This is a genomic window from Streptosporangium sp. LJ11, from assembly GCF_051918945.1.
GTDB lineage: Bacteria > Actinomycetota > Actinomycetes > Streptosporangiales > Streptosporangiaceae > Streptosporangium.
In genome coordinates this window covers 1-20662 of sequence record NZ_JBPXMB010000033.1, presented here as the reverse complement: position 1 = coordinate 20662, position 20662 = coordinate 1, and the positions used below count along the sequence as shown (strand labels likewise).

The 20662-nt window shown below is 70.2% G+C and carries 23 protein-coding genes and 2 tRNA genes; 13 read left to right on the top strand and 12 right to left on the bottom strand.

The features are described 5' to 3' along the window. Positions 1-9 precede the first annotated feature (9 nt). Both ACTOQ3_RS36705 and ACTOQ3_RS36700 read left to right on the top strand, forming a co-directional pair. A complete protein-coding gene (locus ACTOQ3_RS36705; RefSeq protein ID WP_440088131.1) occupies positions 10-444 on the top strand; it encodes a tyrosine-type recombinase/integrase in 435 nt (144 codons plus the stop codon). A gap of 133 nt (positions 445-577) precedes the next feature. After that, positions 578-1171 carry a hypothetical protein gene (locus ACTOQ3_RS36700; RefSeq protein ID WP_440088130.1) on the top strand — a complete coding sequence of 198 codons (594 nt, stop codon included), beginning with the start codon at positions 578-580 and terminating at the stop codon, positions 1169-1171. Between the two features lie 192 nt (positions 1172-1363). Here the strand turns inward: ACTOQ3_RS36700 and ACTOQ3_RS36695 are convergent. The 7 genes from ACTOQ3_RS36695 to galU all read right to left on the bottom strand — a co-directional run bounded on the left by ACTOQ3_RS36695 (position 1364) and on the right by galU (position 6283). Beyond that, positions 1364-1437, bottom strand: a tRNA-Ala gene (locus tag ACTOQ3_RS36695). Positions 1438-1494: 57 nt separating this feature from the next. Next, positions 1495-2235, bottom strand: coding sequence for a divisome protein SepX/GlpR (gene sepX / locus ACTOQ3_RS36690; RefSeq protein WP_440088128.1), 741 nt, complete (start codon positions 2233-2235; stop codon positions 1495-1497). A 124-nt stretch (positions 2236-2359) separates the two neighbouring features. Beyond that, the gene (locus tag ACTOQ3_RS36685; protein ID WP_440088126.1) at positions 2360-3004 is read right to left on the bottom strand and encodes a GNAT family N-acetyltransferase; all 645 of its coding nucleotides are present in this window, start codon (positions 3002-3004) and stop codon (positions 2360-2362) included. Positions 3005-3059: 55 nt separating this feature from the next. After that, positions 3060-3533, bottom strand: a complete 474-nt coding sequence (locus ACTOQ3_RS36680; protein ID WP_440088125.1) for a MogA/MoaB family molybdenum cofactor biosynthesis protein — start codon at positions 3531-3533, stop codon at positions 3060-3062. Positions 3534-3699: 166 nt separating this feature from the next. Beyond that, on the bottom strand, positions 3700-4170 hold the full coding sequence (gene moaC, locus ACTOQ3_RS36675; protein ID WP_440088123.1) for a cyclic pyranopterin monophosphate synthase MoaC: 471 nt from the start codon (positions 4168-4170) through the stop codon (positions 3700-3702). Between the two features lie 20 nt (positions 4171-4190). Then, on the bottom strand, positions 4191-5378 hold the full coding sequence (gene glp / locus ACTOQ3_RS36670) for a molybdotransferase-like divisome protein Glp (RefSeq protein ID WP_440088227.1): 1188 nt from the start codon (positions 5376-5378) through the stop codon (positions 4191-4193). A gap of 5 nt (positions 5379-5383) precedes the next feature. After that, positions 5384-6283, bottom strand: coding sequence for a UTP--glucose-1-phosphate uridylyltransferase GalU (gene galU / locus ACTOQ3_RS36665; RefSeq protein ID WP_440088121.1), 900 nt, complete (start codon positions 6281-6283; stop codon positions 5384-5386). Between the two features lie 25 nt (positions 6284-6308). Here galU and ACTOQ3_RS36660 point away from each other — a divergent pair, with 25 nt between their 5' ends. The 6 genes from ACTOQ3_RS36660 to ACTOQ3_RS36635 all read left to right on the top strand — a co-directional run bounded on the left by ACTOQ3_RS36660 (position 6309) and on the right by ACTOQ3_RS36635 (position 11721). Beyond that, positions 6309-6890 (top strand): 5-formyltetrahydrofolate cyclo-ligase, encoded by a 582-nt coding sequence (locus ACTOQ3_RS36660; RefSeq protein WP_440088119.1) that lies wholly within the window; start codon positions 6309-6311, stop codon positions 6888-6890. Positions 6891-7135: 245 nt separating this feature from the next. Continuing rightward, a complete protein-coding gene (locus ACTOQ3_RS36655; protein WP_440088118.1) occupies positions 7136-8641 on the top strand; it encodes a potassium/proton antiporter in 1506 nt (501 codons plus the stop codon). Positions 8642-8984: 343 nt separating this feature from the next. Further along, positions 8985-9344: an FmdB family zinc ribbon protein gene (locus ACTOQ3_RS36650; RefSeq protein WP_440088116.1), complete on the top strand. Its 360-nt coding sequence runs from the start codon at positions 8985-8987 to the stop codon at positions 9342-9344. A 304-nt stretch (positions 9345-9648) separates the two neighbouring features. Next, positions 9649-10458: an S-methyl-5'-thioadenosine phosphorylase gene (locus tag ACTOQ3_RS36645; RefSeq protein ID WP_440088115.1), complete on the top strand. Its 810-nt coding sequence runs from the start codon at positions 9649-9651 to the stop codon at positions 10456-10458. Between the two features lie 291 nt (positions 10459-10749). Continuing rightward, positions 10750-11355 (top strand): RcpC/CpaB family pilus assembly protein, encoded by a 606-nt coding sequence (locus ACTOQ3_RS36640; RefSeq protein ID WP_440088113.1) that lies wholly within the window; start codon positions 10750-10752, stop codon positions 11353-11355. Between the two features lie 138 nt (positions 11356-11493). After that, positions 11494-11721 carry a DUF397 domain-containing protein gene (locus ACTOQ3_RS36635; protein ID WP_440088111.1) on the top strand — a complete coding sequence of 76 codons (228 nt, stop codon included), beginning with the start codon at positions 11494-11496 and terminating at the stop codon, positions 11719-11721. Here ACTOQ3_RS36635 and ACTOQ3_RS36630 read toward each other — a convergent pair. Together ACTOQ3_RS36630 and ACTOQ3_RS36625 are read right to left on the bottom strand one after the other, a co-directional pair. After that, positions 11658-12614 carry a D-alanyl-D-alanine carboxypeptidase family protein gene (locus ACTOQ3_RS36630; protein ID WP_440088110.1) on the bottom strand — a complete coding sequence of 319 codons (957 nt, stop codon included), beginning with the start codon at positions 12612-12614 and terminating at the stop codon, positions 11658-11660. The genes ACTOQ3_RS36635 and ACTOQ3_RS36630 overlap by 64 nt on opposite strands. A 251-nt stretch (positions 12615-12865) precedes the next feature. Beyond that, positions 12866-13591 (bottom strand): hypothetical protein, encoded by a 726-nt coding sequence (locus tag ACTOQ3_RS36625; RefSeq protein WP_440088108.1) that lies wholly within the window; start codon positions 13589-13591, stop codon positions 12866-12868. Between the two features lie 259 nt (positions 13592-13850). Here ACTOQ3_RS36625 and ACTOQ3_RS36620 point away from each other — a divergent pair. From ACTOQ3_RS36620 to ACTOQ3_RS36610, 3 genes are all read left to right on the top strand, one after another. Continuing rightward, positions 13851-13923: transfer RNA gene (locus tag ACTOQ3_RS36620), tRNA-Arg, on the top strand. Between the two features lie 233 nt (positions 13924-14156). Further along, the gene (locus ACTOQ3_RS36615; RefSeq protein WP_440088107.1) at positions 14157-14339 is read left to right on the top strand and encodes a hypothetical protein; all 183 of its coding nucleotides are present in this window, start codon (positions 14157-14159) and stop codon (positions 14337-14339) included. A 16-nt stretch (positions 14340-14355) separates the two neighbouring features. Then, entirely contained in the window at positions 14356-14889 is a 534-nt protein-coding gene (locus ACTOQ3_RS36610) for a DUF429 domain-containing protein (RefSeq protein WP_440088105.1), read from the top strand. 116 nt (positions 14890-15005) lie between these two features. Here the strand turns inward: ACTOQ3_RS36610 and ACTOQ3_RS36605 are convergent, their stop codons facing one another. Both ACTOQ3_RS36605 and ACTOQ3_RS36600 read right to left on the bottom strand, forming a co-directional pair. After that, positions 15006-15233 carry a hypothetical protein gene (locus ACTOQ3_RS36605; RefSeq protein ID WP_440088104.1) on the bottom strand — a complete coding sequence of 76 codons (228 nt, stop codon included), beginning with the start codon at positions 15231-15233 and terminating at the stop codon, positions 15006-15008. Further along, a complete protein-coding gene (locus ACTOQ3_RS36600; protein WP_440088103.1) occupies positions 15194-16033 on the bottom strand; it encodes a class I SAM-dependent methyltransferase in 840 nt (279 codons plus the stop codon). The genes ACTOQ3_RS36605 and ACTOQ3_RS36600 overlap by 40 nt, the downstream gene beginning before the upstream one ends. Positions 16034-16181: 148 nt before the next feature. On the opposite strand from ACTOQ3_RS36600, the gene ACTOQ3_RS36595 reads away from it, so the two are divergent. Continuing rightward, positions 16182-16892, top strand: coding sequence for a winged helix-turn-helix transcriptional regulator (locus tag ACTOQ3_RS36595; RefSeq protein WP_440088102.1), 711 nt, complete (start codon positions 16182-16184; stop codon positions 16890-16892). Here ACTOQ3_RS36595 and ACTOQ3_RS36590 read toward each other — a convergent pair. Beyond that, positions 16880-17299 (bottom strand): hypothetical protein, encoded by a 420-nt coding sequence (locus ACTOQ3_RS36590; protein ID WP_440088101.1) that lies wholly within the window; start codon positions 17297-17299, stop codon positions 16880-16882. The two genes, ACTOQ3_RS36595 and ACTOQ3_RS36590, sit on opposite strands and share 13 nt — an antisense overlap. A 132-nt stretch (positions 17300-17431) precedes the next feature. Between ACTOQ3_RS36590 and ACTOQ3_RS36585 the strand changes: the two genes are divergently transcribed. After that, positions 17432-20242, top strand: a complete 2811-nt coding sequence (locus tag ACTOQ3_RS36585; RefSeq protein WP_440088100.1) for an ATP-binding protein — start codon at positions 17432-17434, stop codon at positions 20240-20242. The last annotated feature ends 420 nt before the right edge of the window (positions 20243-20662 follow it).

The window sequence follows — 20662 nt, the reverse complement described above, 5'->3', positions numbered from 1 at the left end:
GGCAACCTGATGAGCCGGCACACCTTCCGCGCCCGCGTCCGGCGGCCCTCCCTCGTCCGGGCCGGTCCGCTCGGGTCGGTCTCCGACCTCGGGGACGGCTTCCTCGGCACCTGGACCGACAAGAACGGCACCGAACGGCGCAAGCGGTTCGTAACGCGGGAGGAGGCCGTCTCCCATCTCGCCCAGCACGCGGGCGAGGGGCTGCGCTTCCACGATCTAAGGCACGGCTACGCCACCTGGCTCCTCTCCAGCGATGTCCCCGTCAACGACGTTGCGGTGCTCATCGGCCACGAGCAGATATCGACCACGCTCAACCGCTACACGCACGCCTCACGCGACCGCAACAACAGGGCTCGCGCGGTGTTCGCCGACTTCTCCCTGGCCTCCTTCCCAGAGGTCATCTCCATAGATCAACAATCGTCCGCTGACGAATCAGCCACGTAGGCCGAACACGGTGAAGACCCGATTCCACGAGCTGGAGTCGGGTCTTTCGGTTGTTCTCCGACAAAGGGCTATGACGGCGAGAAGAAGCATCAAATGAGCGTGTTTTGTCTCTGGCTTCCATCACAATGATCATGTGATCGACTACTACCGCGATTTCTTCGAGCGGCATCAATGGCTGGAGAACGCACTCTCCTGGACCGTCGTGCAACCCCTCGATGAAGAGCTCACTGTGGACGACCTCCTGCCACGGTTAAACGGAGGCCGCGCCCCCGAGCAGCGCGTCATGGAGTGTCCCGGAGAAGAGGCCGGAGAGGAGGGTTGCCCCGTCCTCCTCGTCTCCGAGGGCGAAGGAACCTGGGGTTTCCTCGACCTCGCCGGAGGTTTCGGGCTCTCCGACCGCGTCCTCACCGCACTCAGCACGGAGTCACGCGTGTGGATGGTGACCTGGCACTTCAACGGGGGATACACGATCCTCTATGCGGCCGGCGGCGAGATCAGGGCGCGGATGCGCGACTTCCTCTTCCCCGAGCACGTCTTCGAGGAAGGTGACCCGAGCATCCTGGCCGACTTCCGCGCCATGCTCGACGGTCTCGACCCGGAGGACTACCGCGGCAAACGCGGTGCGCCGTTCGCCTTCATCGAGGCGGCCACCAGCATGCGCCTGGACAGCGAGTTGCCGGAGGTGGAGAACGCCCCCGTCGTCATCCTCGACAACCCTGCCGCCTGACCGGTTGTCGGCCGGCCTCCTCGCAGCGGTGGCAGCCATCCCTTCCGAAGACGTCCGCTGACTTTTCGCTGACTCCGTCCCGGAACCTTCAACGGACACCACCCCGCCCGGTCCCGGCCCCTGACGACCTGCACGTCACCTGAGCAGCAAAAAGGCCCGGTTCCATGATCTGGAATCGGGCCTTTCATCTTGTGGAGATGAGGGGATTCGAACCCCTGACCCCTTCGATGCGAACGAAGTGCGCTACCGGACTGCGCTACATCCCCAAGACGTGGACTAGATTAGCAAACTTCCGGGGGCACTCGCGCCATCCGGAGCGCGGGTCAGTCGCCGACCGCGCGGCGGGGCGTCTCCGCGTACTGGTCGAAGATCTCGTCGCGATGCGCGGCCAGGTCGATGATCTCGGCCACGGGGCGCTGGGCCTCCAGCAGGGCGGCACGGCGGCGGGCGCGCTTGGCACGTTCCGCGCGGGCCTGGGCGATGGCTTCGCGCCGTTCGGCGTCGATTTGGACCGTGACCCTGAGAACGGCCATGTAGGCGCCCAGGAGCACCACTGAGGGCGCCACACCCCACCAGGGGATGACCTGGACGGCCGCCGTCACCACGGAGGCGAGCAGGAGCAGCACGCACCAGAGCGTCAGACGCCTGCGCTTGGCCACCTGCTTGCCCCGGCGGCGGAGTTCCGCGCGGCGGCGCTCGGACGCGGCCCTGCCTGCGGCGGTCCTGCCGAGTGCGGGCTTCCCGGCCGGGGGCCGGGCGGGCTGGGCCTCACTCCCGGTCTCGGACGCTGCCGGGGCGCCCGGCGAGGCACCCTCGGCACCGGGCGACGGAACCTCCCCTTCCGGGGAGAGCGAGGACTCGGGCAGGTCGGCGGAGGAGACGGGCAGGGGCTCGGTGAGGGTCTCTGCCGAGTCCTCGTCGACCGCCCGCTCGTCGTAGGCGTACGGCTCGATGTCCTTGTGGGTCTCGGCCAGGGTGTTCCGGTCGCGATGCAGCCACATGGGCACGAGCACGCACAGCCACATGACGACGATGGCCAGGTAGAGAACGACACCGCTGCTCACGGCCACCTCCGGGCAGCATGAAGACGCGCATGGTCTCCCGGCGTCCTCAATCTGCTCATGTCACGCACCGTAAGACCGCGTGTCACTATTTGACGAGCATTCGATGCGGTGTGTCGCGAGATCTTCAAACCTCTTCATGCGGAGTGCCACCGTGGGCGGCCGCCTCACGGGCCCGCCGCCACCGTACGAGCAACCCCCTCGGAGCGTCTTCGACCGTGAGTGCGTAACAGATGTGGTCGCGCCAGGCACCGTCGATGTGCAGGTGCCGACGTCTGATCCCTTCTTCCCTGAAACCGAGCTTTTCAACCACTCTGCGGCTCGCGTGGTTCTCTGGGCGGATATTGGCCTCGACGCGGTGCAGCCCGGTGGTGAAGAAGCAGTGGTCGACGGCCATGGCGACCGCGGTGGGGGTGATCCCGCGACCGGCCAGCGCGCCGTCCACCCAGTAGCCGATCTGGGCCGACCTGGCGGAGCCCCAGACGATGGCGCCCACGGTGAGCTGCCCGGCGAAGGCGCCCTCGTAGGTGACGACCCACGGCAGCGCGAGACCCTGCCTGGCCTCCCTGCGCAGGGTTCCGGCCATGGAGATGTAAGGACCGAGGCCGGTCTTGAAGAGAGGGGTCTCGGGATTGCTCGGTTCCCAGGGACGGAGCCAGTTCGCGTTGCGCAGCCGCGATTCCCGCCAGACGCGCACGTCCCGCAGCCGCAGCGGCCGAAGTCCTACCGGGCCTTCCGTAAGGGTCACCGGCCAGCCACGAAGTCGATCCACGCCCTCATCATCTCCCGAAGAAGGCCCGGCGTGCCATGGAAGCAAGGGAGACGGATCAGCGGGGGTGATCTCCGCCCCGGATCTGGTCCACGGCATGCCTGAGCACGGGAGACAGCACGCCCATACCGTCGCGTACCCCTCCCGAGGAACCCGGCAGATTGACGATCAACGTGCTGCCCGCCTGCCCGGCGAGCCCGCGGGACAGGATGGAGGTGGGTACTTTGTCCCGGTTCACCTGGCGGATGGCCTCGGCGATGCCGGGAACCTCCCTGTCGATCACCCTCCGGGTCATCTCCGGGGTGAGGTCCGCCGGGGTCAGGCCGGTGCCGCCGGTGGTGACGATCACGTCGTATCCCTCGGCGACCCCGGACCGCAGCGCCGCCTCGACCGGCTCGCCGTCGGGGACCACCTCCGGGCCGTCCACGTCGCACCCGGCCGCCGCCAGCAGCTCGGCCAGCAGCTTCCCCGAGGTGTCCTCGTACGTCCCGGCGGCGGCCCGGTTGGACGCGGTGATCACCAGAGCTCTCATGGGCTCATCCTCCCAGTCTCTCGTGGGTCCGGTCTTCGAGGACCCGGCCTGCTGAGGACCCGGGATCCGGTCTCTCGGGGATCCGGCGCCGTCGTGACGGAGTGTTTTCCCGCCTCGGAATATCCCGGGACGGGATATTCCGGAGCGAGATGGCTCGGGCGGGATGTCAGGGGCGGGTCCAGATCCCCGTCTTGCCGCCGGTCTTCTCCTCGACGCGGACATCGGTGATCACGGCCGCCGGGTCGACCGCCTTGACCATGTCGATCAGGGCGAGCGCGGCGACCGACACCGCGGTCAGCGCCTCCATCTCGACGCCGGTACGGTCGGCGGTCTTGACCCGTACCGTGATCTCCACGCCGTCGTCGACCACGACCAGCTCGACCTTGACCCCGTGCAGCGCGATGGGGTGGCAGAGCGGGATCAGGTCGGGGGTCCGCTTGGCGCCCATGATCCCGGCGATCCGCGCGGTGCCGATCGCGTCGCCCTTGGGGACCTCCCCCGACCGCAGCAGCGCCACGGCCTCGGCGGACAGCAGGACCCGGCCGGTGGCGGTCGCCGTACGGAGGGAGACGTCCTTGGCCGAGACGTCCACCATGCGCGCCGCGCCGGTCTCGTCGATGTGGGTGAATCCGGTCATTTCGCTCCGGTCCCGCTCGTTCACAGGGGAATGACCTCCACGTCCGTACCCTCGGGAAGCTCGGTGACGTCCTCGGGCACCACGATCAGGGCGTTGGCCGCGGCCAGGGCGGCGAGCTGGTGGGAACCCTGCCCGCGCACCGGGCCGACCGTACCGCCGGGGCCGAGCACGCCGCGCAGGTAGGAGCGCCTGCCCTCGGGCGAGCGGATCGGGCCGGTGGTGACCGCCCGCACGGTCGGCGTGGGCTCTTCGGGCAGGCCCTGCATCCTGCGCAACGCCGGCCGGACGAACAGGACGAACGACACGAACGATGAGACCGGGTTGCCGGGCAACGCGAAGATCGGCACCTGGTCCTCGCCGACCACGCCGAACCCCTGAGGCATGCCCGGCTGCATGGCGACCCGCTCGAAACGGACCGTGCCGAGCGGGCCGAGGGCCTCCTTGACGGGCTCGTACGCACCCATCGAGACACCGCCGCTGGTGATCACGAGGTCGGCCCGAAGCAGCTGCGCGTCGAGCTGGTCGAGGAATCCCGCGGCATCGTCGCCGACGATCCCCGCCCGGTAGCCCTCGCCCCCCGCCTCGCGGACGCCGGCGATCAGGGCGAAGCTGTTGGACTCCCAGATCTGGCCGGGTCCCAAGGGCAGGCCGGGCTCGACCAGCTCGGCTCCGGTGGAGATCACGACCACCCGTGGGCGTGGCCGTACGAGAACCCGGCGACGGCCGACACCCGCCAGCACCCCGAGCTGCGCGGGGCCGATCGGGGTGCCCACGGGCAGGACGACGTCGCCCGCCCGCACGTCCTCCCCGGACCTGCGGATGGCGTGGCCCTTCCCCGCCGGGCGGCCGATCGCGACCTGCGCGGTGCCGCCGTCGGTCCACTCGACCGGGACCACCGCGTCGGCCCCGGCGGGCAGCGGGGCCCCGGTCATGATCCGCATCGCCATACCGGGACCGATGGCCTGCAACCGGCCGTCTCCGGCCGCGATGTCGTCGATCACCGGGAGCGTCACCGGGGCGTCCGCGACGTCCTCGGCCCGCACGGCGTAGCCGTCCATCGCCGAGTTGTCGAAGGGCGGCAGCGCGACCGGGGCCGTGACCTCCTCGGCCAGCGTGGTGCCCAGCGCCCGTTCCAGCTCCAGCTCCAGCGGGGCGAGCACCCGCACGGTGCGGAGGATGTCGGAGAGATGGTCGTCGACCGATTTCAGGGAGCTCATCGCGAGGCCAGGAACTCCTTGAGCCAGGGCATGAACTCGGGCGCCAGGTCGGGACGCTCGGCGGCGAACTGCACCACCGTACGCAGGTAGTCGAGCTTGTTGCCGGTGTCGTAGCGGCGGCCCCTGAACAGCACGCCGTGCACCGGGCCGCCCTGGTCGGCGCCACGCCCGGCGAGGGTACGGAGCGCGTCGGTGAGCTGGATCTCGTTGCCGCGTCCCGGCGGGGTGTTCTCCAGGACCTCGAAGACGGCCGGGTCGATCACGTACCGGCCGATGATGGCCCAGTTGGACGGGGCCTCGTCGGCGGGGGGCTTCTCCACCAGGTCGGTCACCCTGACCACGTCGTCCTCACCGGTGGGCTCGATGGCGGCGCAGCCGTACAGGGAGACCTGCTCCTGGGGGACCTCCATCAGCGCGATGACGCTGCCGCCGTGCGTGCCGCGCACCTCGATCATGCGCTTGAGGAGCTCGTCGCGGTGGTCGATGAGGTCGTCGCCGAGCAGGCAGGCGAAGGGATGGTCGCCCACGTGCTGCTTGGCGCACAGGACGGCGTGGCCGAGGCCGCGCGGCGTGCCCTGCCGTACGTAGTGCAGGATGGCCAGGTCGGCGGGCTCCCGCACCTGGGAGAGGCGCTCGTCGTCGCCCTTGGCCTCCAGGATCTCCTCAAGCTCGTGGGCCCGGTCGAAGTGATCCTCGATGGAGCGCTTGTTCTTCCCGGTGACCATGAGAACGTCGAGCAGCCCGGCGGAGACGGCCTCCTCGACGACATACTGGATCGCGGGCTTGTCGACGATGGGCAACATCTCCTTGGGGGTCGCCTTGGTCGCCGGAAGAAAACGGGTGCCCATACCCGCCGCGGGAACGACTGCTTTCGTCACAGCTTCGAAGTCGGCCATAACCGAAACCTTAGTGGAGGGACCTGTGGACAAGCTGACGCTGCGTGCCACGATCGAGGCCGCACGCGCCTCGATCCCCGACGAGAAGCGGCACGCGGCCTCCGTCCAGATCAGGGAATCCCTGCTGGACCGGCCCTGGGTCCAGATGGCCGGGCTGGTCGCGTGCTACTGGTCGATCGGTACGGAGCCCGCGACCCACGGGCTGGTCTTCGCCCTGTGGAAACACGGCGCGACCGTGATCCTGCCGGTGCTCCGCGACGACGACGATCTCGACTGGGCGGTGTACGACGGCCCCGACACCCTCGCCCCCGGCCGCTTCGGGATCATGGAACCGGTCGACACGCGGCGCGGCGTCGACGCCGTCAGGACCGCGGCCCTGGTGATCGTGCCGGCGCTCGCGGTGGACAGGTCCACCGGGGTACGGCTGGGCCGCGGCGGCGGCTCCTACGACCGGGCGCTGGCCAGGGTCGGCCCGAACGTGCCGACGGTGGCGCTGCTCCACGAGGGCGAGCTGCTCGACGACGTGCCCACCGAGCCCCACGACCTCGCGGTCCGCTACGCGGCGACCCCCGAGGGGATCTTCAGAACCACCGCCGCGGAGGTGTGACCGACCGGCGGAACGGGGCGTGACCAACCGGGAAGTGCAGGCGTGGCCAACCGGCGGAACGGAGCGTGACCGACCGGGAAGTGCAGGCGTGACCGACCGATGGGCGTAGGTGTGACCGACCGGCGGAATCGCCGCTGGACGCGGGGCTGAAGGCGTCGGAATCGTGACAGGGAGTGCGCGCCGCTCGTGCGTGGCGCCCCACCCGAATGCGACACAATGGTCCCCGGAGTCAGAGAGGGGACCAGATGGGACTGGACGTCTGGCTGCTTCTCGGTGCCGGAATCGTCATCGCGGCCATCGTCGCAGTCCGTGTCGCCCATCGGAGCGGACTGCCCAGCCTTCTGATCTTCCTGGGTTTCGGGTTGCTCGTCGGCGAGTCCGGGTTCGGGTTGCAGTTCGACAACCCTCAGCTCGCGCAGGAGATAGGTCTGATCGCACTGGCGATCATCCTGGCCGAGGGCGGCCTGACCACCACCTGGAGCCACGTCAAGGGAGCCATTCCCACCGCCCTGGTGCTCGCCACCGTCGGCGTGGGGGTGAGCATCGTGGCCGTCGCGATCCCGGCGCACCTCATCCTCGGCATGGACTGGCGGACCGCGCTCCTGCTCGGCGCGATCCTCGCCTCCACCGACGCGGCCGCCGTCTTCTCCGTACTGCGCCGCCTGCCCCTGCCCTCGCGCCTCGCGGGCATCCTGGAGGCCGAGTCGGGCCTCAACGACGCCCCCACGGTGATCGCCGTCATGCTGCTGAGCGCCGCCACCTCGCCCAGCCTGGGAGCGGCGCTGTTCGAGGTGATCCTCGAACTCGTGGTGGGCGCGGCCGTCGGCCTGGCGGTCGCCCCGCTCGGCGCGTACGCGCTGCGCCGCATCGCGCTGCCCGTCTCCGGCCTGTACCCCATCGCGGTGCTCGCGCTCGCGTTCGTCGCCTACGCGGGAGCCATGCTGCTGCACGGCAGCGGCTTCCTCGCGATTTACCTCGCGGCACTGGTCATGGGCAACTCCCGGATGCCGCACCGCGCGGCCTCGCGGGGTTTCGCCGAGGGCGTGGCCTGGCTGGCGCAGATCGGCCTGTTCGTCATGCTCGGCATGCTGGCCAGCCCCTCGGAGATGCCGTCCGCGATCGTGCCCGGCCTGGTGGCCGGGCTGATCCTGGTCGCGGTGGCCCGGCCTCTGTCGATCGTCGTTTCCGCGCTGCTGGTCCGGCTGATGCGCATCGACCGGCTGGGCTGGCGGGAGCAGGCCTTCCTGTCGTGGGCCGGGCTGCGCGGCGCGGTGCCCATCGTGCTCGCGACCATCCCCTGGGCCGCCACCTCCGTTCCTGACGGCACCGCCAAGTTCGTGTTCAACGAGGTCTTCGTGATCGTCATCGTCTACACCCTGCTGCAGGGGCCGACGCTGCCGTTCGTGGCGAAGCTCCTCAAGCTGTCCACCCCCGACGAGGCCCGCGACCTGGAGGTCGAGTCGGCGCCGCTGGAGGAGCTCAACGCCGACCTGCTCCAGGTCAGGGTGCCGCCGACGTCCAAGCTGCACGGCGTGGAGATCTTCGAGCTGCGGCTGCCCACGGACGCCCAGGTGACGTTGATCGTCAGAGACGGCCGGACGTTCGTCCCCACCGACTCCACGAGGATCAGGATCGACGATCAGTTGCTGGTGGTGACCACGGCCGCCTGCCGTGACACGGTCGAACGCCGGATGCGCGCGATCAGCCGCAAGGGCAAGCTCGCGGGCTGGTTCGGCGAACGCGGCACCTGACCGGGATCCGCCCTCTGATCGAAGGCGGCACCTGACCTGGATCGGCGTCTGCTCGAAGGCGGCACCCGATCCGAGGGCGGCCCGCATCCGAACCGGAGTCCGGCCGCATCCGCCCCAGGGCCCGGCCACATCCGAAGCGGGATTCGACCCATCCGAATCGGGGGCCGGCGACACCCGATCCGCCAGGCCGGGCCACGTCCGAAGCGGGGTCCGGCCCCATCTGATCGGAATCCGGCTACGGAATGCGAGGACTCCGACTCGCGTTTAAGCTTGTCGGCTGCGTACCATTAGCAGTCGCGCCACTAGAGTGCCAATCGGCGCGGATCATTACGAGGAGGAGCGCGTGCCCACCTACCAGTACGCCTGCACAGCTTGTAACAACCAGTTCGAAATCGTCCAGAAGTTCTCCGACGACGCTCTCACCGAGTGCCCGAGCTGCACGGGCGACCTGCGCAAGGTGTTCTCCGCGGTCGGCATCGTCTTCAAGGGCTCGGGCTTCTACCGGACCGACAGCCGGTCCTCGTCGTCGAGCACGGTGACGTCCGCGAACGGTTCGTCGAGCTCCTCGGATTCCTCCGGTTCGAAGTCGTCCGACTCGTCGAGCTCGTCCGACTCGTCCTCGTCGAAGTCGTCGAGCTCCTCGTCCTCGTCGGACTCCACGTCGACGAAGACCGCGAGCAGCACGGCCGCCGCGGCCTCCTGAGCCGCGTCCCCGCCCCCTCGAACCCACCACCCCCTCCCCGGGCGGCCGTCCGACCGGCCGCCCCGACCATGGCCTCCCACCCGCCCCCCACCGGCCGAAGCGGGGTCGACGAGCCCCGGCCCCTCCGTGCGCCGCCGGTGATCACAGGACGGCCCGCGGTTGGTTCGGCACAGCTTGTACGACCTCCGATCGACATCCCACCGTTTTCACCGAAAGTGATCGGTCGGCTACCCGGGGACGCGGTTATCCACAGGCCTTCACCCTGGCTCCTCAGGGACCGGCCCGTGGCGCTAACCTCGGCTCCATGGTCACTCGCGCGGACATCGGAGTCATCGGCGGCTCGGGCTTCTACTCCCTGCTCGACGACGCCACAGAGGTCGAGATCACCACGCCGTACGGCCCTCCCAGTGATGTCGTCACCGTCGGCCGGATCGGGTCGCGCTCGGTCGCCTTCGTGCCCCGCCACGGCCGCGACCACCGCTTCCCTCCGCACCGGATCCCCTACCGGGCGAACCTGTGGGCACTGCGTTCCCTAGGCGTCCGCCAGGTCCTCGCCCCCAGCGCGGTCGGCTCCCTGCGCGCCGAGATCGGCCCCGGCGCCCTGGTCGTCCCCGACCAGATCGTCGACCGCACCTCAGGCCGGGTGCAGACCTACTACGACGCGGACGGCGTCGTCCACGTCGCCTTCGCCGACCCCTACTGCCCCTCGGGTCGCACGACGGCCGTCTCCACGGCGCGTTCCGCCGACTGGGAGGTGACCGACGGCGGCACCCTCGTGGTCATCGAGGGCCCGCGCTTCTCGACCCGCGCCGAGTCCCGCTGGTTCAGCGGCAACGGCTGGTCGATCGTCGGCATGACCGCCTCCCCCGAGGCCGCCCTCGCCCGCGAGCTGGCTCTCTGTTACACCTCGGTCTCCCTCGTCACCGACCACGACGCCGGGGTCGAGGCGGGCGAGGGGGTCACCCACGACGAGGTCCTCGCCTTCTTCGCCACCAACGTCGGCCGCATGCGCTCCCTCGTCGGCGACATCGTCGCCGCCCTCCCCGAAGAACGCACCTGCCCCTGCCAGAACGCCCTGGACGGCCTCAAGCTCCCCTTCGACCTCCCCGGCTGATCCTGTGGCCGGCGCACCCGGCATCACCACCAGGTGAGTAACCGACGAATCCCGAAAAGGGCTGAATCCCGCTCCCCCGGCCACGCCACCCGGATCCGTCGAGAATCCTCGATCCGCCCCGCCCCGCCCCGCCCCGTCCCGCCGATCGGCGGGGCGTCCCATCCACCCCGGGCACCGCCTCGCCACTCGGCGGGGCGTCCCACCCGCCACGGGCACCACGCCACCACTCGGCGGGGATGTCCCATCCATCACGGGCACCGCGCCGCCCGGCTCCCACCCTTGGAGTCAGCCATGCGCGCTCTGCGCCGCTTCCTCGACCGCCGTCACCGTCTCATCGCCACCGCCGTCGCCGCCCTGGCGATGGGATGCGCCGTGCTGGCGCTGCGCCCGGACACCGCCTCGGTGACCGTCCTGACCGCCGCCAGAGATCTTTCCGGAGGCGTGCTGGAGCCGGCCGACCTGACACCGGCCCCGCTGAGACCCGGTACGGTCCCCGACGGCGCCCTGAGGCCCGGCACGCCGTACGCGGGAAAGATCCTGACGGGTCCCGCGCGGCGCGGCGAACCGCTGACCGACGTCCGCCTGCTCGGCCCCGGCCTGCTGACCGCCCACGGTGAGGGGACGGTCGCCACCCCCGTACGCGTCGCCGATCCCGAGACCGCGCGCCTGCTCTCCCCGGGTGATGTGGTGGACGTGCTCGCCGCCAGCTCGACATGGGACGGCGATGCTCCGGCGACCGTCGCGGCCCAAGACGTCACGGTCCTGGCCACCCCGGGCGGGGAGTCGGAGCGGGGCGCGCTCGTCGTGCTCGCCACCACGTCGGCCCAGGCGACCGAGCTGGCCTCCGCCCAGGCCGGCGGGCGGCTCTCCATCACGATCGGCTCCCGCACGGAATGAATCTCCCTCGATCAATGAGGGCGCGGCGGTCCGAGCCGAGAAAGATCCGGTCGCCGTACCCGAATTCCGCATGCCTCCCCTCAGCGGCCCCAACAACGATTGCGTCGAGGTGGCCACCGCCTGCCGGGGCTCGTCGCCGTGCGCGACAGCAAGGACCCGTCCGGCCCGGCGCCGACCTTCTTCCCGAGGGCCTGTTCCCCGGGGGCCTGGAACGGCTTCCTGACGGGCATCCGCAACGGAGAGACCGGATCTGCCGCCGAACACCGACTTCGGAGACAGGGGCCGCGAGACCGCAGCCCCTCTTACAGCAGGGAACCGATCTTGGGGTCGTACTCCCAGTGCCAGGGCTCGAAGGGGCTGACGTAGGCCCACTTGGGGTGGATCCAGCCGAACTTCTTGCCGTTGGTCTCCAGCCAGTTGAACTCGGCCGAGCGGAAGCGCTCGACGCCCCCGCACAGGTCGACGGCGAGTCCCAGACCGTGGTTGCTGCGGCCCGGGATCGCCGCCAGGCCGGGACGCGTGTAGTAGACCGACTGCTGCTCGGCCAGGCTCCGGTAGCTGTCGGTCACGCACATCGGCCTGCCGAACTGCCGCTTGTACGACTCGTTGAGACTGATGAACGCAAGCGCAGCGTCCCCCCGCAGCTGGTTGCCCCGCTGCTGGAGGGGGCAGAGGTAGGCCTGCGGGATGAGGCCGTTGGGGAATTCGCTCATCGAGGTCGCCCTGGTCGGGTCGCACCCGGCCGCGGGACGCCCCTTCTTGTCGATCTTGACGCCCAGCTTCACCAGCGCCTTGGTCAGGGACTGCACGATCTTCTGCGAGCGCACCCTGAGCGTCTCGATCTCGGCGCCCATCTGCGCCTCCGCGAGGAGGTTGCTCGCCCGGAGTTCCTGCGCCTCGCCCGCCAGGCGCTCCCGTTCCAGCTGCAGGCGGCTGCTGTCCTCAAGGATCAGGTCGCGCTCGGCGACGATCTGGGTGAGACCGGCCATCGCACGCAGGGTGTCGGTGTCGGACTCACCGGACAGGAAACCGGCCACGTCCCCACCGCTCGGCTGCTGGTAGAGCACTCCGACGAGGTCCGACAGCGGCTGCCGCATCTGGGCGAAGGCCCTCTCGGCCACCTGCAGCTCCCGCAGCTTGGTGGAGAGCTTCTTCTCCGAGGTGCGGATCTGGGTCCGCCTCTGCTCCAGCGCCTTGGTCGCGGCCTCAAGATCCTTGGCGGCCTTCTCCGCCTCACGACGCAGTTCTGTGAGATTCACCGGCTCCGCGGCAACGACGGCCTGAACCTCCGCCGGCGCCCGCTGCGCGGCAGCGGCTCCCGGCAGGAAGGAAGTCATCGTCGCGACGACGGCGATCAGACCCGCTGATCGACGAGGTGGCACGTTCGACCCCTCCGTTTGCGAACTCGTGACCTGGGTCAGGCACGCACGCTACTACAGCTGACCAAGTGCACGGGCCAGACTCTCCACAGCCGTTATGCGCCGAACACCCCATTTTGGGACCGGACAAGTCAGACTTCTTGCCGCGCGCGCTTCTTACAGACCTCCCAGAGCCACGTCCCCTTCCACTCCGCCGAACACCCGTCGCGGGGCTCAGGTGGCGCGAGTGGCGGCGTCCGCTCCCCCCGAGGCTCAAGTGCCACAGAGGGCGGCAATGCCACCTTCCGTGGCCCTCTGGAGCCTTGCGGGCGGGTCTTTATGGGGACGACCACATCTGTCTCACCCGCACCATCCGTCCCGTTCGCCTCACGGGCATCATCCAGCCGGCCGGGCTCGCTCGGGTCCTCCTCCGTACGACGCACTCCCGATTTCGCCGCGACGGGCACCCACCCCCCGTACACCCGCTCCGGCCGCAACGGCGGAGGCACCAGCCTCGGCTCGAACATCCGGCTCCGCACGGGCCCGACCACGACCGGCACCACGGCCACCGCGTCCCCCGGCGGCTCCTCGTCCGGCGACCCGTCAGGCCCCCCGGCCCCCAGCCGGGACGTCGTGCCGTTCCAAGCTCCCCCACTCTCCAGGGAGCCCCGCCGCTCCCCGCCCTTCGCCCAGAGACCCCTGTCGTCGCGAAGCGTCTCGGCTTCCTCGGACCTTTCGAACTCTTCCGTCTCTTCCGCCTGTGCGGCTTCCCTGGCCTCTTCGGCTTTTCCGCGCCTTTCGACCTCTCCAGGTCCCTCAGGCTCCGCATCGGCGTCGGTCATCCGGACGGCCGCCTCGTAGCCGGTGAGCTCGGCCACCAGCAACCCCCCGGCCAGAAGCGCGGGCGCCAGCATCGCACCACACAACACCACCGGTCGCAGGGCGCGATGCCCGCGAATGCGCTTCCGTCGCCTGTCGATCACGGAACGTGACGCTAACCTCGCCCACCACCCCACACCCGCCCACTTGCCGCCCTTTTACTCCAGGCCAGCGAAGCGATAACCCATCCTCTGCCCCCAACTCCCCCTCGGAGCGCGCAACCACTCGCCACTTTCGCTACTCTTACTAGGAGCCCCTGCCTCCGTAGCTCAGGGGATAGAGCACCGCTCTCCTAAAGCGGGTGTCGCATGTTCGAATCATGCCGGGGGCACCTAGTTGACCTTGCGATCTGTCGTCTGACCCGAGAGTGCTTCTCAGGTCAGGCATGCGTCGTGTGTGGCCGTAGGTCACCGAACGCAGCCCTGACTCATTGGTCACGGTCTGTTCACAGGTTGATCTTGAGCGGGTTTCTGCAGCTCACGCGTCGAAACAGAGCCGTCAGACCATCGAGAGATGCCTTCCTACCGATCTTTTCGACGACCGCTTGCCCGCCCGGAGTTTCACATGGAGGGCGACAAAACATCCGATTCAGGTGACCATGACTTCATGGACGGCAAGCGAGTGCTGGGTATCGACGGATGCAAGAAGGGCTGGATCGGTATCGCGCTCGGTGAAGGCCGTCTGAGCGTGTACTTCGCGGCGCAGATCGGCGATCTCGTCTCCCTCGCAGAGAGAGGGCGATCTTGAGGTCATCACCGTCGACATGCCGATCGGTCTTCCTGATCACGGGCGTCGGCAGGCCGATGTGCTGGCGCGTCGGGAGGTAGGCCCGCGCTGGAAATCGGTGTTCATCACTCCGACCCGTGCTGCGATGGAGGCGGACGATCACTCATCGGCTGTCGCGATCAACCTCCGCCTGGCCGACGAAAAGGTTTCGCAACAGGCTTTCGGCCTGAAAGAGAAACTGCTGCAGGTCGACCGGTGGGTTCGCCAGGCGCGGCAGCACGTGGTTGAAGTCCATCCCGAACTCTGCTTCGCCCGGTTGGCGGGCGCCCCTCTCCCCATTCGCAAGACCGTCTGGGCGGGCGTGGAGCACCGGCGTGCCCTGCTGGCCGAGGCGGGCATCGTGGTTCCTGGAGATATCGGCTTGGCCTGCGCAATGGCGAAGGTGGACGACGTCCTTGACGCCGCAGTCGCGGCCTGGACAGCACAACGCATCACCATGGGTCGGGCACAGTCCGTCCCCAGCCCGCCCCAGACATTCAGCGACGGCCTGTCCTGCGCGATCTGGGCCTGATCGACCATGTCGCCATCAGACTCGATGGGGTGGGCCGTCGCATGTCGCTGCGGGGCGCCGGGTTCCACGGGCCCGGGGCCGGGCTCCTTTCTGCTCGTTGAGGCGAGGGTCCGGCGTCAGGTGAGGGCCGGTAGCCGGGTGAGGCGCTGCCAGGCCAGGACGAACGCCTGTGCCCAGGGCCAGGTGCGCTCGATCCGCAGGTAACGGCGGCGGGCGTGGGTGGCCAGGCGGGCGGGCAGGCGGGCGATGGCCTGCTCATCGGCCTGTGCCGTTTCACCTGGGCTTCCGCCGACGGTTCTTGTCGTCAGCCGCGCTTGCGTGCCGTGAGGAGGAGGTACTCCCATTCCATCACCGTTTTTTCCTCGCCCTGTAGATGGCGGCGGGCCAGTTCGGTGAGAGCGTGGTCCAGGGCGGCGATCCGGTCGGGGTCCCCGGCCATCCCTTGGTAGACGGCGACGGTCGGGCCGTAGTTGGCCTTGAAGTAGTCACGAAACGCGCTGGGGTGAGCGAACCGGTCGATCGTGACCGTCTGCCGACGCATGACGACATCGGTGACCGCGTCCCCGAGCAGCGCACGGACGTGATCCTCGCTGCCCCACAACGGAGGGGGTTGCGCGCCGGGCGGAGGTGGGGGCGCATACGGTTTCATCGTCGCGAACATCTGACCGATGAACCCCTCCGGCGTCCAGTTGAGCAGGCCGATCGTGCCGCCCGGGCGGCAGACCCGGATCAGTTCGTCGGCACTGGCCTGGTGGTGGGGAGCGAACATGACCCCCACACAGGACAAGACCGTGTCGAACTCACCGTCGGCGTACGGCAGGGCCTCCGCGTCGGCCTGCCGCCACTCGACCTCTGCGCCGCGCTGCGCGGCCAGGGCCCGTCCCACCTCCAGCAGTTCCGGGGTCAGGTCGCCGGCCACCACGCTCGCCCCGGCCAGCGCTGCGGGAATGGCGGCATTGCCGGACCCGGCGGCCACGTCCAACACCCGGTCCCCGGGTCCCACCCCGCACGCCTCGACCAGGATCGCGCCCAGATCAGGGATGATCTCGGCAGCGACCGCGGGATAGTCGCCCAGCGCCCACATGTTGCGATGCCTGGCCTTCAGCGCGCGGTCGGCCTCTAGCGCGTCGCTCTGTACGTTCATCTTGCTTCTCCCTCATCGCCGCGGTGAACTGGGATCGACGGTAAGGAAGGACGGGTTCGCTATCTAGTACACGATCTGTACCAGCACCCGGCCGAGACCCGGTCGGGTGTCTCTGGCGTTCATGGCGGCTGAGCTTAGACTGCGGAGCATGGGCTCCTCGTATCACCAGTTCTGCCCAGTCGCCAAGGCCGTGGAACTGCTCGACGAACGCTGGACGCTGCTCGTCATCCGGGAACTGGTGTGCGGGACCGAGCGTTTCAACGAGCTGCGTCGCGGTCTGCCGCGCATGTCCCCCACGCTGCTGTCCCGACGGCTGCACCAGCTCACACATGCCGGCATCGTGGAGAGGCACGCCGAGGACAACGATGTGCGATATGTCCTGACCCAGGCCGGCCACGAACTGCGACCGGTGGTCGAGGCGCTCGCCGCCTGGGGCATCCGCTGGATCGGAGAGCTGGGCGACGAGGACCTGGACCCGAAGCTGCTGCTGTGGGACATGCACCGCAACGTTGACCAGACCGCCGTTCCGGACGGGCGGACGGTCATCGAGTTCCGGTTCCCGGACGTGCCGCCCAGCAGTCGCCGCTGGTGGCTCGTGATCACACGTGGCGAGGTCGACGTCTGCGACACAGACCCCGGCCACGCCGTGACCGTGACGGTGACCGCCGGCCTGCGCAGCATGGTCGAGGTCTGGCGCGGCAACCTGAGCTGGTCGGATGCGCTGCGCGCCCACGCGGTCGAGGTGCGGGGTCCCGAAGCGCTACGCCGCGCCGTACCCATGTGGTTCACGCTTCCCGAATGGGCCTCCGTGCCCCGGCCTGTCAGGCCGCTTCCTTTCGGGACCGGTCAGTCGATGTAGTCGGTGATGGTATTGACCGAGCAGGTCTCCGTGCCGCCGCGGTACATGCACAGGCGGTACTTGATCCAGTGGCGCGAGGTGTCGGACTTGTAGTCGCTGAAGGTGATCTCGGCCGCGTTGCCGCCGCTGGTGGTCACCTTGTGGGTGGAGTTCCACTTCCCCTCGGCGTACTGGGTCGTGTAGAGGAGTTTGGCCCACGTCGTGCCCGCCGCGGCCCGCAGCGTGAAGGAGTTGCGACCCTTGGCCATGTTGTGGGTGCCCGAGTTGTACCAGACGATGGCGGCCATGTTGCCGCTCTGCTTGAGCTCGATGTACGAGGTGTACGCGCTGGCGGGCGTGGCGGTGGCGACGACGAGCCCGGCGGCGGCCGCGACCACCAGGGTCCGGCTGAGGAGGTTGCTGCGCACGGTGGTTCCCCCAGGAGGTTCGGAGTGGTGCTCACGATGATCGCGGGACGCCGTACACACAGTTGACATGATCACTACGCATTCGCTACACAGGAGCCGCCTAGCACGTAATAGGGGACGGACGGCACATCGATGCAGTTTTCGGTCTTCGGCCCTGTCGTGGTCGAGCGAGATGGGCTTCGCGTCTCCGTTCCCCGCTCACAGCGGCGCGGACTCTTGGCGTTGCTGCTGCTCAACGAGGGCCGCCTGCTCTCCGTCGACGCCATCTGCGAGGCCCTGTGGGGCGGCGCCGCCCCGGCGACGGCCCGCCAGCAGATCCAGACCGGAATCCACGCCATCCGCATGGCGCTGCGCGACCTCGACGGCGAGGACGCCGTGATGGCCGGCCCCGCCGGATACGGCATCGCCGCCGGGTACGGCACGCTCGACCTTGCCAGGTTCGAGGAGATGACCGAGCGCGCCCGCAGGCTGCCACCCCCCGAGGCGGCCAGCATGCTCCGGCAGGCCCTGGCGCAGTGGCGCGGGCCCGCCCTGGCCGACGCGTCGGGCGCGTTCGTGGAGCCCGCCCGCAGCCGCCTGGAGGACCAGCGGCTGGCCGTCATCGAGGATCTCGCACAGATCGAGCTGGCACGCGGCAACACGGAGGCCGCGCTCCAGGAGATCCGCCCGCTCATCGAGACCCACCCGCTGCGCGAGCGGCTCAGGGAGAGTCACATGCTGGCGCTCTACCGAGCCGGGCGGCCGACCGAGGCGCTGGAGAGTTTCCGCGACCTGCGGGCTCGCCTGGCCGAGGAGCACGGCCTCGCTCCCGGGCCCGCGCTCGTGGCCCTCCAGCAGCGCATCATCGAGGCCGATCCGGCGCTGCTGCCGGGGCCGGTCGTCCGTACGCGCGGGAACCTGCCCGCCGACACGACCACCTTCGTCGGGCGGCGGGCCGAGGTCACCGAGGTCGCGCGGCTGCTGGCGGGGTCGCGGCTCGTCACGCTCACCGGCGTCGGCGGCGTCGGCAAGACCCGGCTGGCCGTCCACGTCGGCCGCGACCTGGCGCCGCAGACCCCCGACGGCGTCTGGCTGGTCGACCTCTCCGGGCTGGGCGACCCCGGCCTGGTGGCCGAGACCGTCGGCGAGGCTCTCGGCGTGGCCGGGCAGACCGCCCGGCCGCCCGCCGACGAACTGCGCGACCACCTCGCCGACCGGCGGACCCTGCTGATCCTGGACACCTGCGAGCACCTGGTGGAGGCCTGCGCGCACCTTACCGAGTCGTTGCTGCGCGGCGCGCCCGGCCTGCGCGTCCTGGCCACCAGCCGCGAGGCCCTCGCCCTGCCCGGCGAGCGCGTGTACGCCGTGCGGCCGATGGCGGGCAGCGGCGACGGCGCCGCGCTGTTCGCCGAGCGGGCCAGGGACGTCGACCGCGAGTTCGCCCTCACCCGCCACCACGACCAGGTCGCCCGGCTCTGCGACCGGCTCGACGGCATCCCCCTGGCGATCGAGCTGGCCGCCGTACGGCTGCGCGTGATGACGGTCGCCGAGATGCTGGAGCGCGTCGACGCGCGGTTCGCGCTGCTCGGTGGCACCCGCACGACTCAGGCGCGGCACCAGACGCTGCGCACCGCCATCGAGTGGAGCCACCAGCTCTGTTCGGCCGGGGAGCGGGCGCTGTGGGCGCGGCTGTCGGTTTTCCCCGGCACCTTCGACCTGCGCGCGGCCGAGGACGTCGGCGTGAGCGAGGACACCACCGACGTGTGGCGGGTGCTGGCCGGCCTGGTCGACAAGTCGATCGTGATGCGCGAGCGCGACGGCCGGTACCGCCTGCTCGACGCGATCCGCGAGTTCGGCCGGGAGCGCCTGCGGGAGATCGGCGAGGAGGAGCGGTCCGCCCGGCTGCACCGCGACCACTACCACGCTCTCTCGCTACGGTTCGAGGCCGAGTGGTTCGGCCCCGGCCAGGTCGAGTGGTGCGACCGCCTCCTGCGCGAGGACGCCAACCTGCGCGCCGCCCTCGACTTCGGCGTGAGCAGGCCCGGCGAACGCCTGCGCGCCCTTGAGCTGGCCGCCGCCCTGTGGCCCCTGTGGGCCGCGTGCGGCCGGTTGCGCGAGGGCCGCCACCACCTCGACCGCGCTCTGGCCGCCGCCGCCGAGCCCTCCCCGCAGCGCACCAAGGCACTGTGGGCCTGCGGCCACCTGACCGTGGGCCAGGGGGACCTCACGGCCACCCGCCGCCTGGCCGCCGACTGCCTGGCCGCCGCGACCTCGGTGATCGCCGAAGGCGCCGGGACCGTGGAGGCGGAGGACGCGCTGATCTACGCTTTCCACCTCGAAGCGGTGGCGGCGACGCTGGCCGGGGAGCACGCCGTGGCCGAGGCCGCCACCCGGCGGGCCGTGGCCCGCCACCGCGGGGGCGACGGGCCGCCCGCCCGGCTGCTGACGCTGCTCATCTCGCGCGCGTTCGCGCTCCTGCACGCGGGCGACCCGCATGGCGCGCAGGTGACCCTGGCCGAGCACCGCGCCGTGGCCGAGGGCCTGGGCGAGATCTGGACCCGGTCGTGGGGCGACTACATCGGCAGCCAGGTCGCCCTGGTCATGGGACGGCTCAACGAGGCGGCGGCGCTGGCGGCCGGCTCGCTGCGGGCCCGCTACCTGCTGCGCGACAGCCTCGGCATGGCCAACTGCGCCGACACCCTCGCCCAGGTCGCGGTCACGGCCGGCGACGGCGAGCGCGCCGCCCGGCTGCTGGGGCTGGGTCATCAGCTGTGGCGCGACTACGGCCACCCCCAGATGGGTTCTCCGGAGCTGCGCGACGCCCGTGCCCGCTGCGAGGCGGCGGCCCGCGCGCTGGCGGGGGACTCCCGATACGAGGCCGGTTTCGCCGAGGGCGCCGCACTCGGCCTGGCCGAGGCCGTCGAGTACTGCGAGGGCCCCACCGGCTGCCTCACGCCCGGCTGAGGACGGCGAACTCGCACTCGGGATCGTGCGGCGGGGCCGGCGCCCCGTCGACGACGAAGCCGAGTGCGACCGAGGTCCCGGCCTGCCAAACGTGCAGGCTCGCACGGCCGAAAACCGCTTGCCCCGTGTGGTGGGCTCAGGGAACGTTGTGTCCATGACGCTCTGACGGACGCCTCCCGCCACTCCGAGATGCCACGGCGCCGGCTCGCGCCGTAACGCTGTCAGCCCACACTCTTTTGAGGGAAGCGAGTCGCTTTGTCCCAGCACGACTCCCGGCCGGAGTCCCCGCTGCCGTCCACCGCGGCCGTGGGTCCGGCCACCGTCGCCGTGTTCGCCTCCCCGGCGAGCTGGATCGAGTCCGACGCCCTCGCGCAGTGCCACCAGGTGGCCGCGCTCGACGGCATGACGCACGTCGCCGCC

Bases quoted from the DNA above. Each gene is read 5' to 3' on its own strand.
- ACTOQ3_RS36595 (WP_440088102.1), top strand. From the start codon at position 16,182: ATGGGCTCCTCGTATCACCAGTTCTGCCCAGTCGCCAAGGCCGTGGAA.
- ACTOQ3_RS36705 (WP_440088131.1), top strand. From the start codon at position 10: ATGAGCCGGCACACCTTCCGCGCCCGCGTCCGGCGGCCCTCCCTCGTC.
- galU (WP_440088121.1), bottom strand. From the start codon at position 6,283: ATGGCCGACTTCGAAGCTGTGACGAAAGCAGTCGTTCCCGCGGCGGGT.
- moaC (WP_440088123.1), bottom strand. From the start codon at position 4,170: ATGACCGGATTCACCCACATCGACGAGACCGGCGCGGCGCGCATGGTG.
- ACTOQ3_RS36645 (WP_440088115.1), top strand. From the start codon at position 9,649: ATGGTCACTCGCGCGGACATCGGAGTCATCGGCGGCTCGGGCTTCTAC.
- ACTOQ3_RS36600 (WP_440088103.1), bottom strand. From the start codon at position 16,033: ATGAACGTACAGAGCGACGCGCTAGAGGCCGACCGCGCGCTGAAGGCC.
- ACTOQ3_RS36655 (WP_440088118.1), top strand. From the start codon at position 7,136: ATGGGACTGGACGTCTGGCTGCTTCTCGGTGCCGGAATCGTCATCGCG.
- ACTOQ3_RS36605 (WP_440088104.1), bottom strand. From the start codon at position 15,233: ATGGGAGTACCTCCTCCTCACGGCACGCAAGCGCGGCTGACGACAAGA.
- ACTOQ3_RS36640 (WP_440088113.1), top strand. From the start codon at position 10,750: ATGCGCGCTCTGCGCCGCTTCCTCGACCGCCGTCACCGTCTCATCGCC.
- ACTOQ3_RS36585 (WP_440088100.1), top strand. From the start codon at position 17,432: ATGCAGTTTTCGGTCTTCGGCCCTGTCGTGGTCGAGCGAGATGGGCTT.
- ACTOQ3_RS36680 (WP_440088125.1), bottom strand. From the start codon at position 3,533: ATGAGAGCTCTGGTGATCACCGCGTCCAACCGGGCCGCCGCCGGGACG.
- ACTOQ3_RS36610 (WP_440088105.1), top strand. From the start codon at position 14,356: ATGCCGATCGGTCTTCCTGATCACGGGCGTCGGCAGGCCGATGTGCTG.
- ACTOQ3_RS36615 (WP_440088107.1), top strand. From the start codon at position 14,157: ATGGAGGGCGACAAAACATCCGATTCAGGTGACCATGACTTCATGGAC.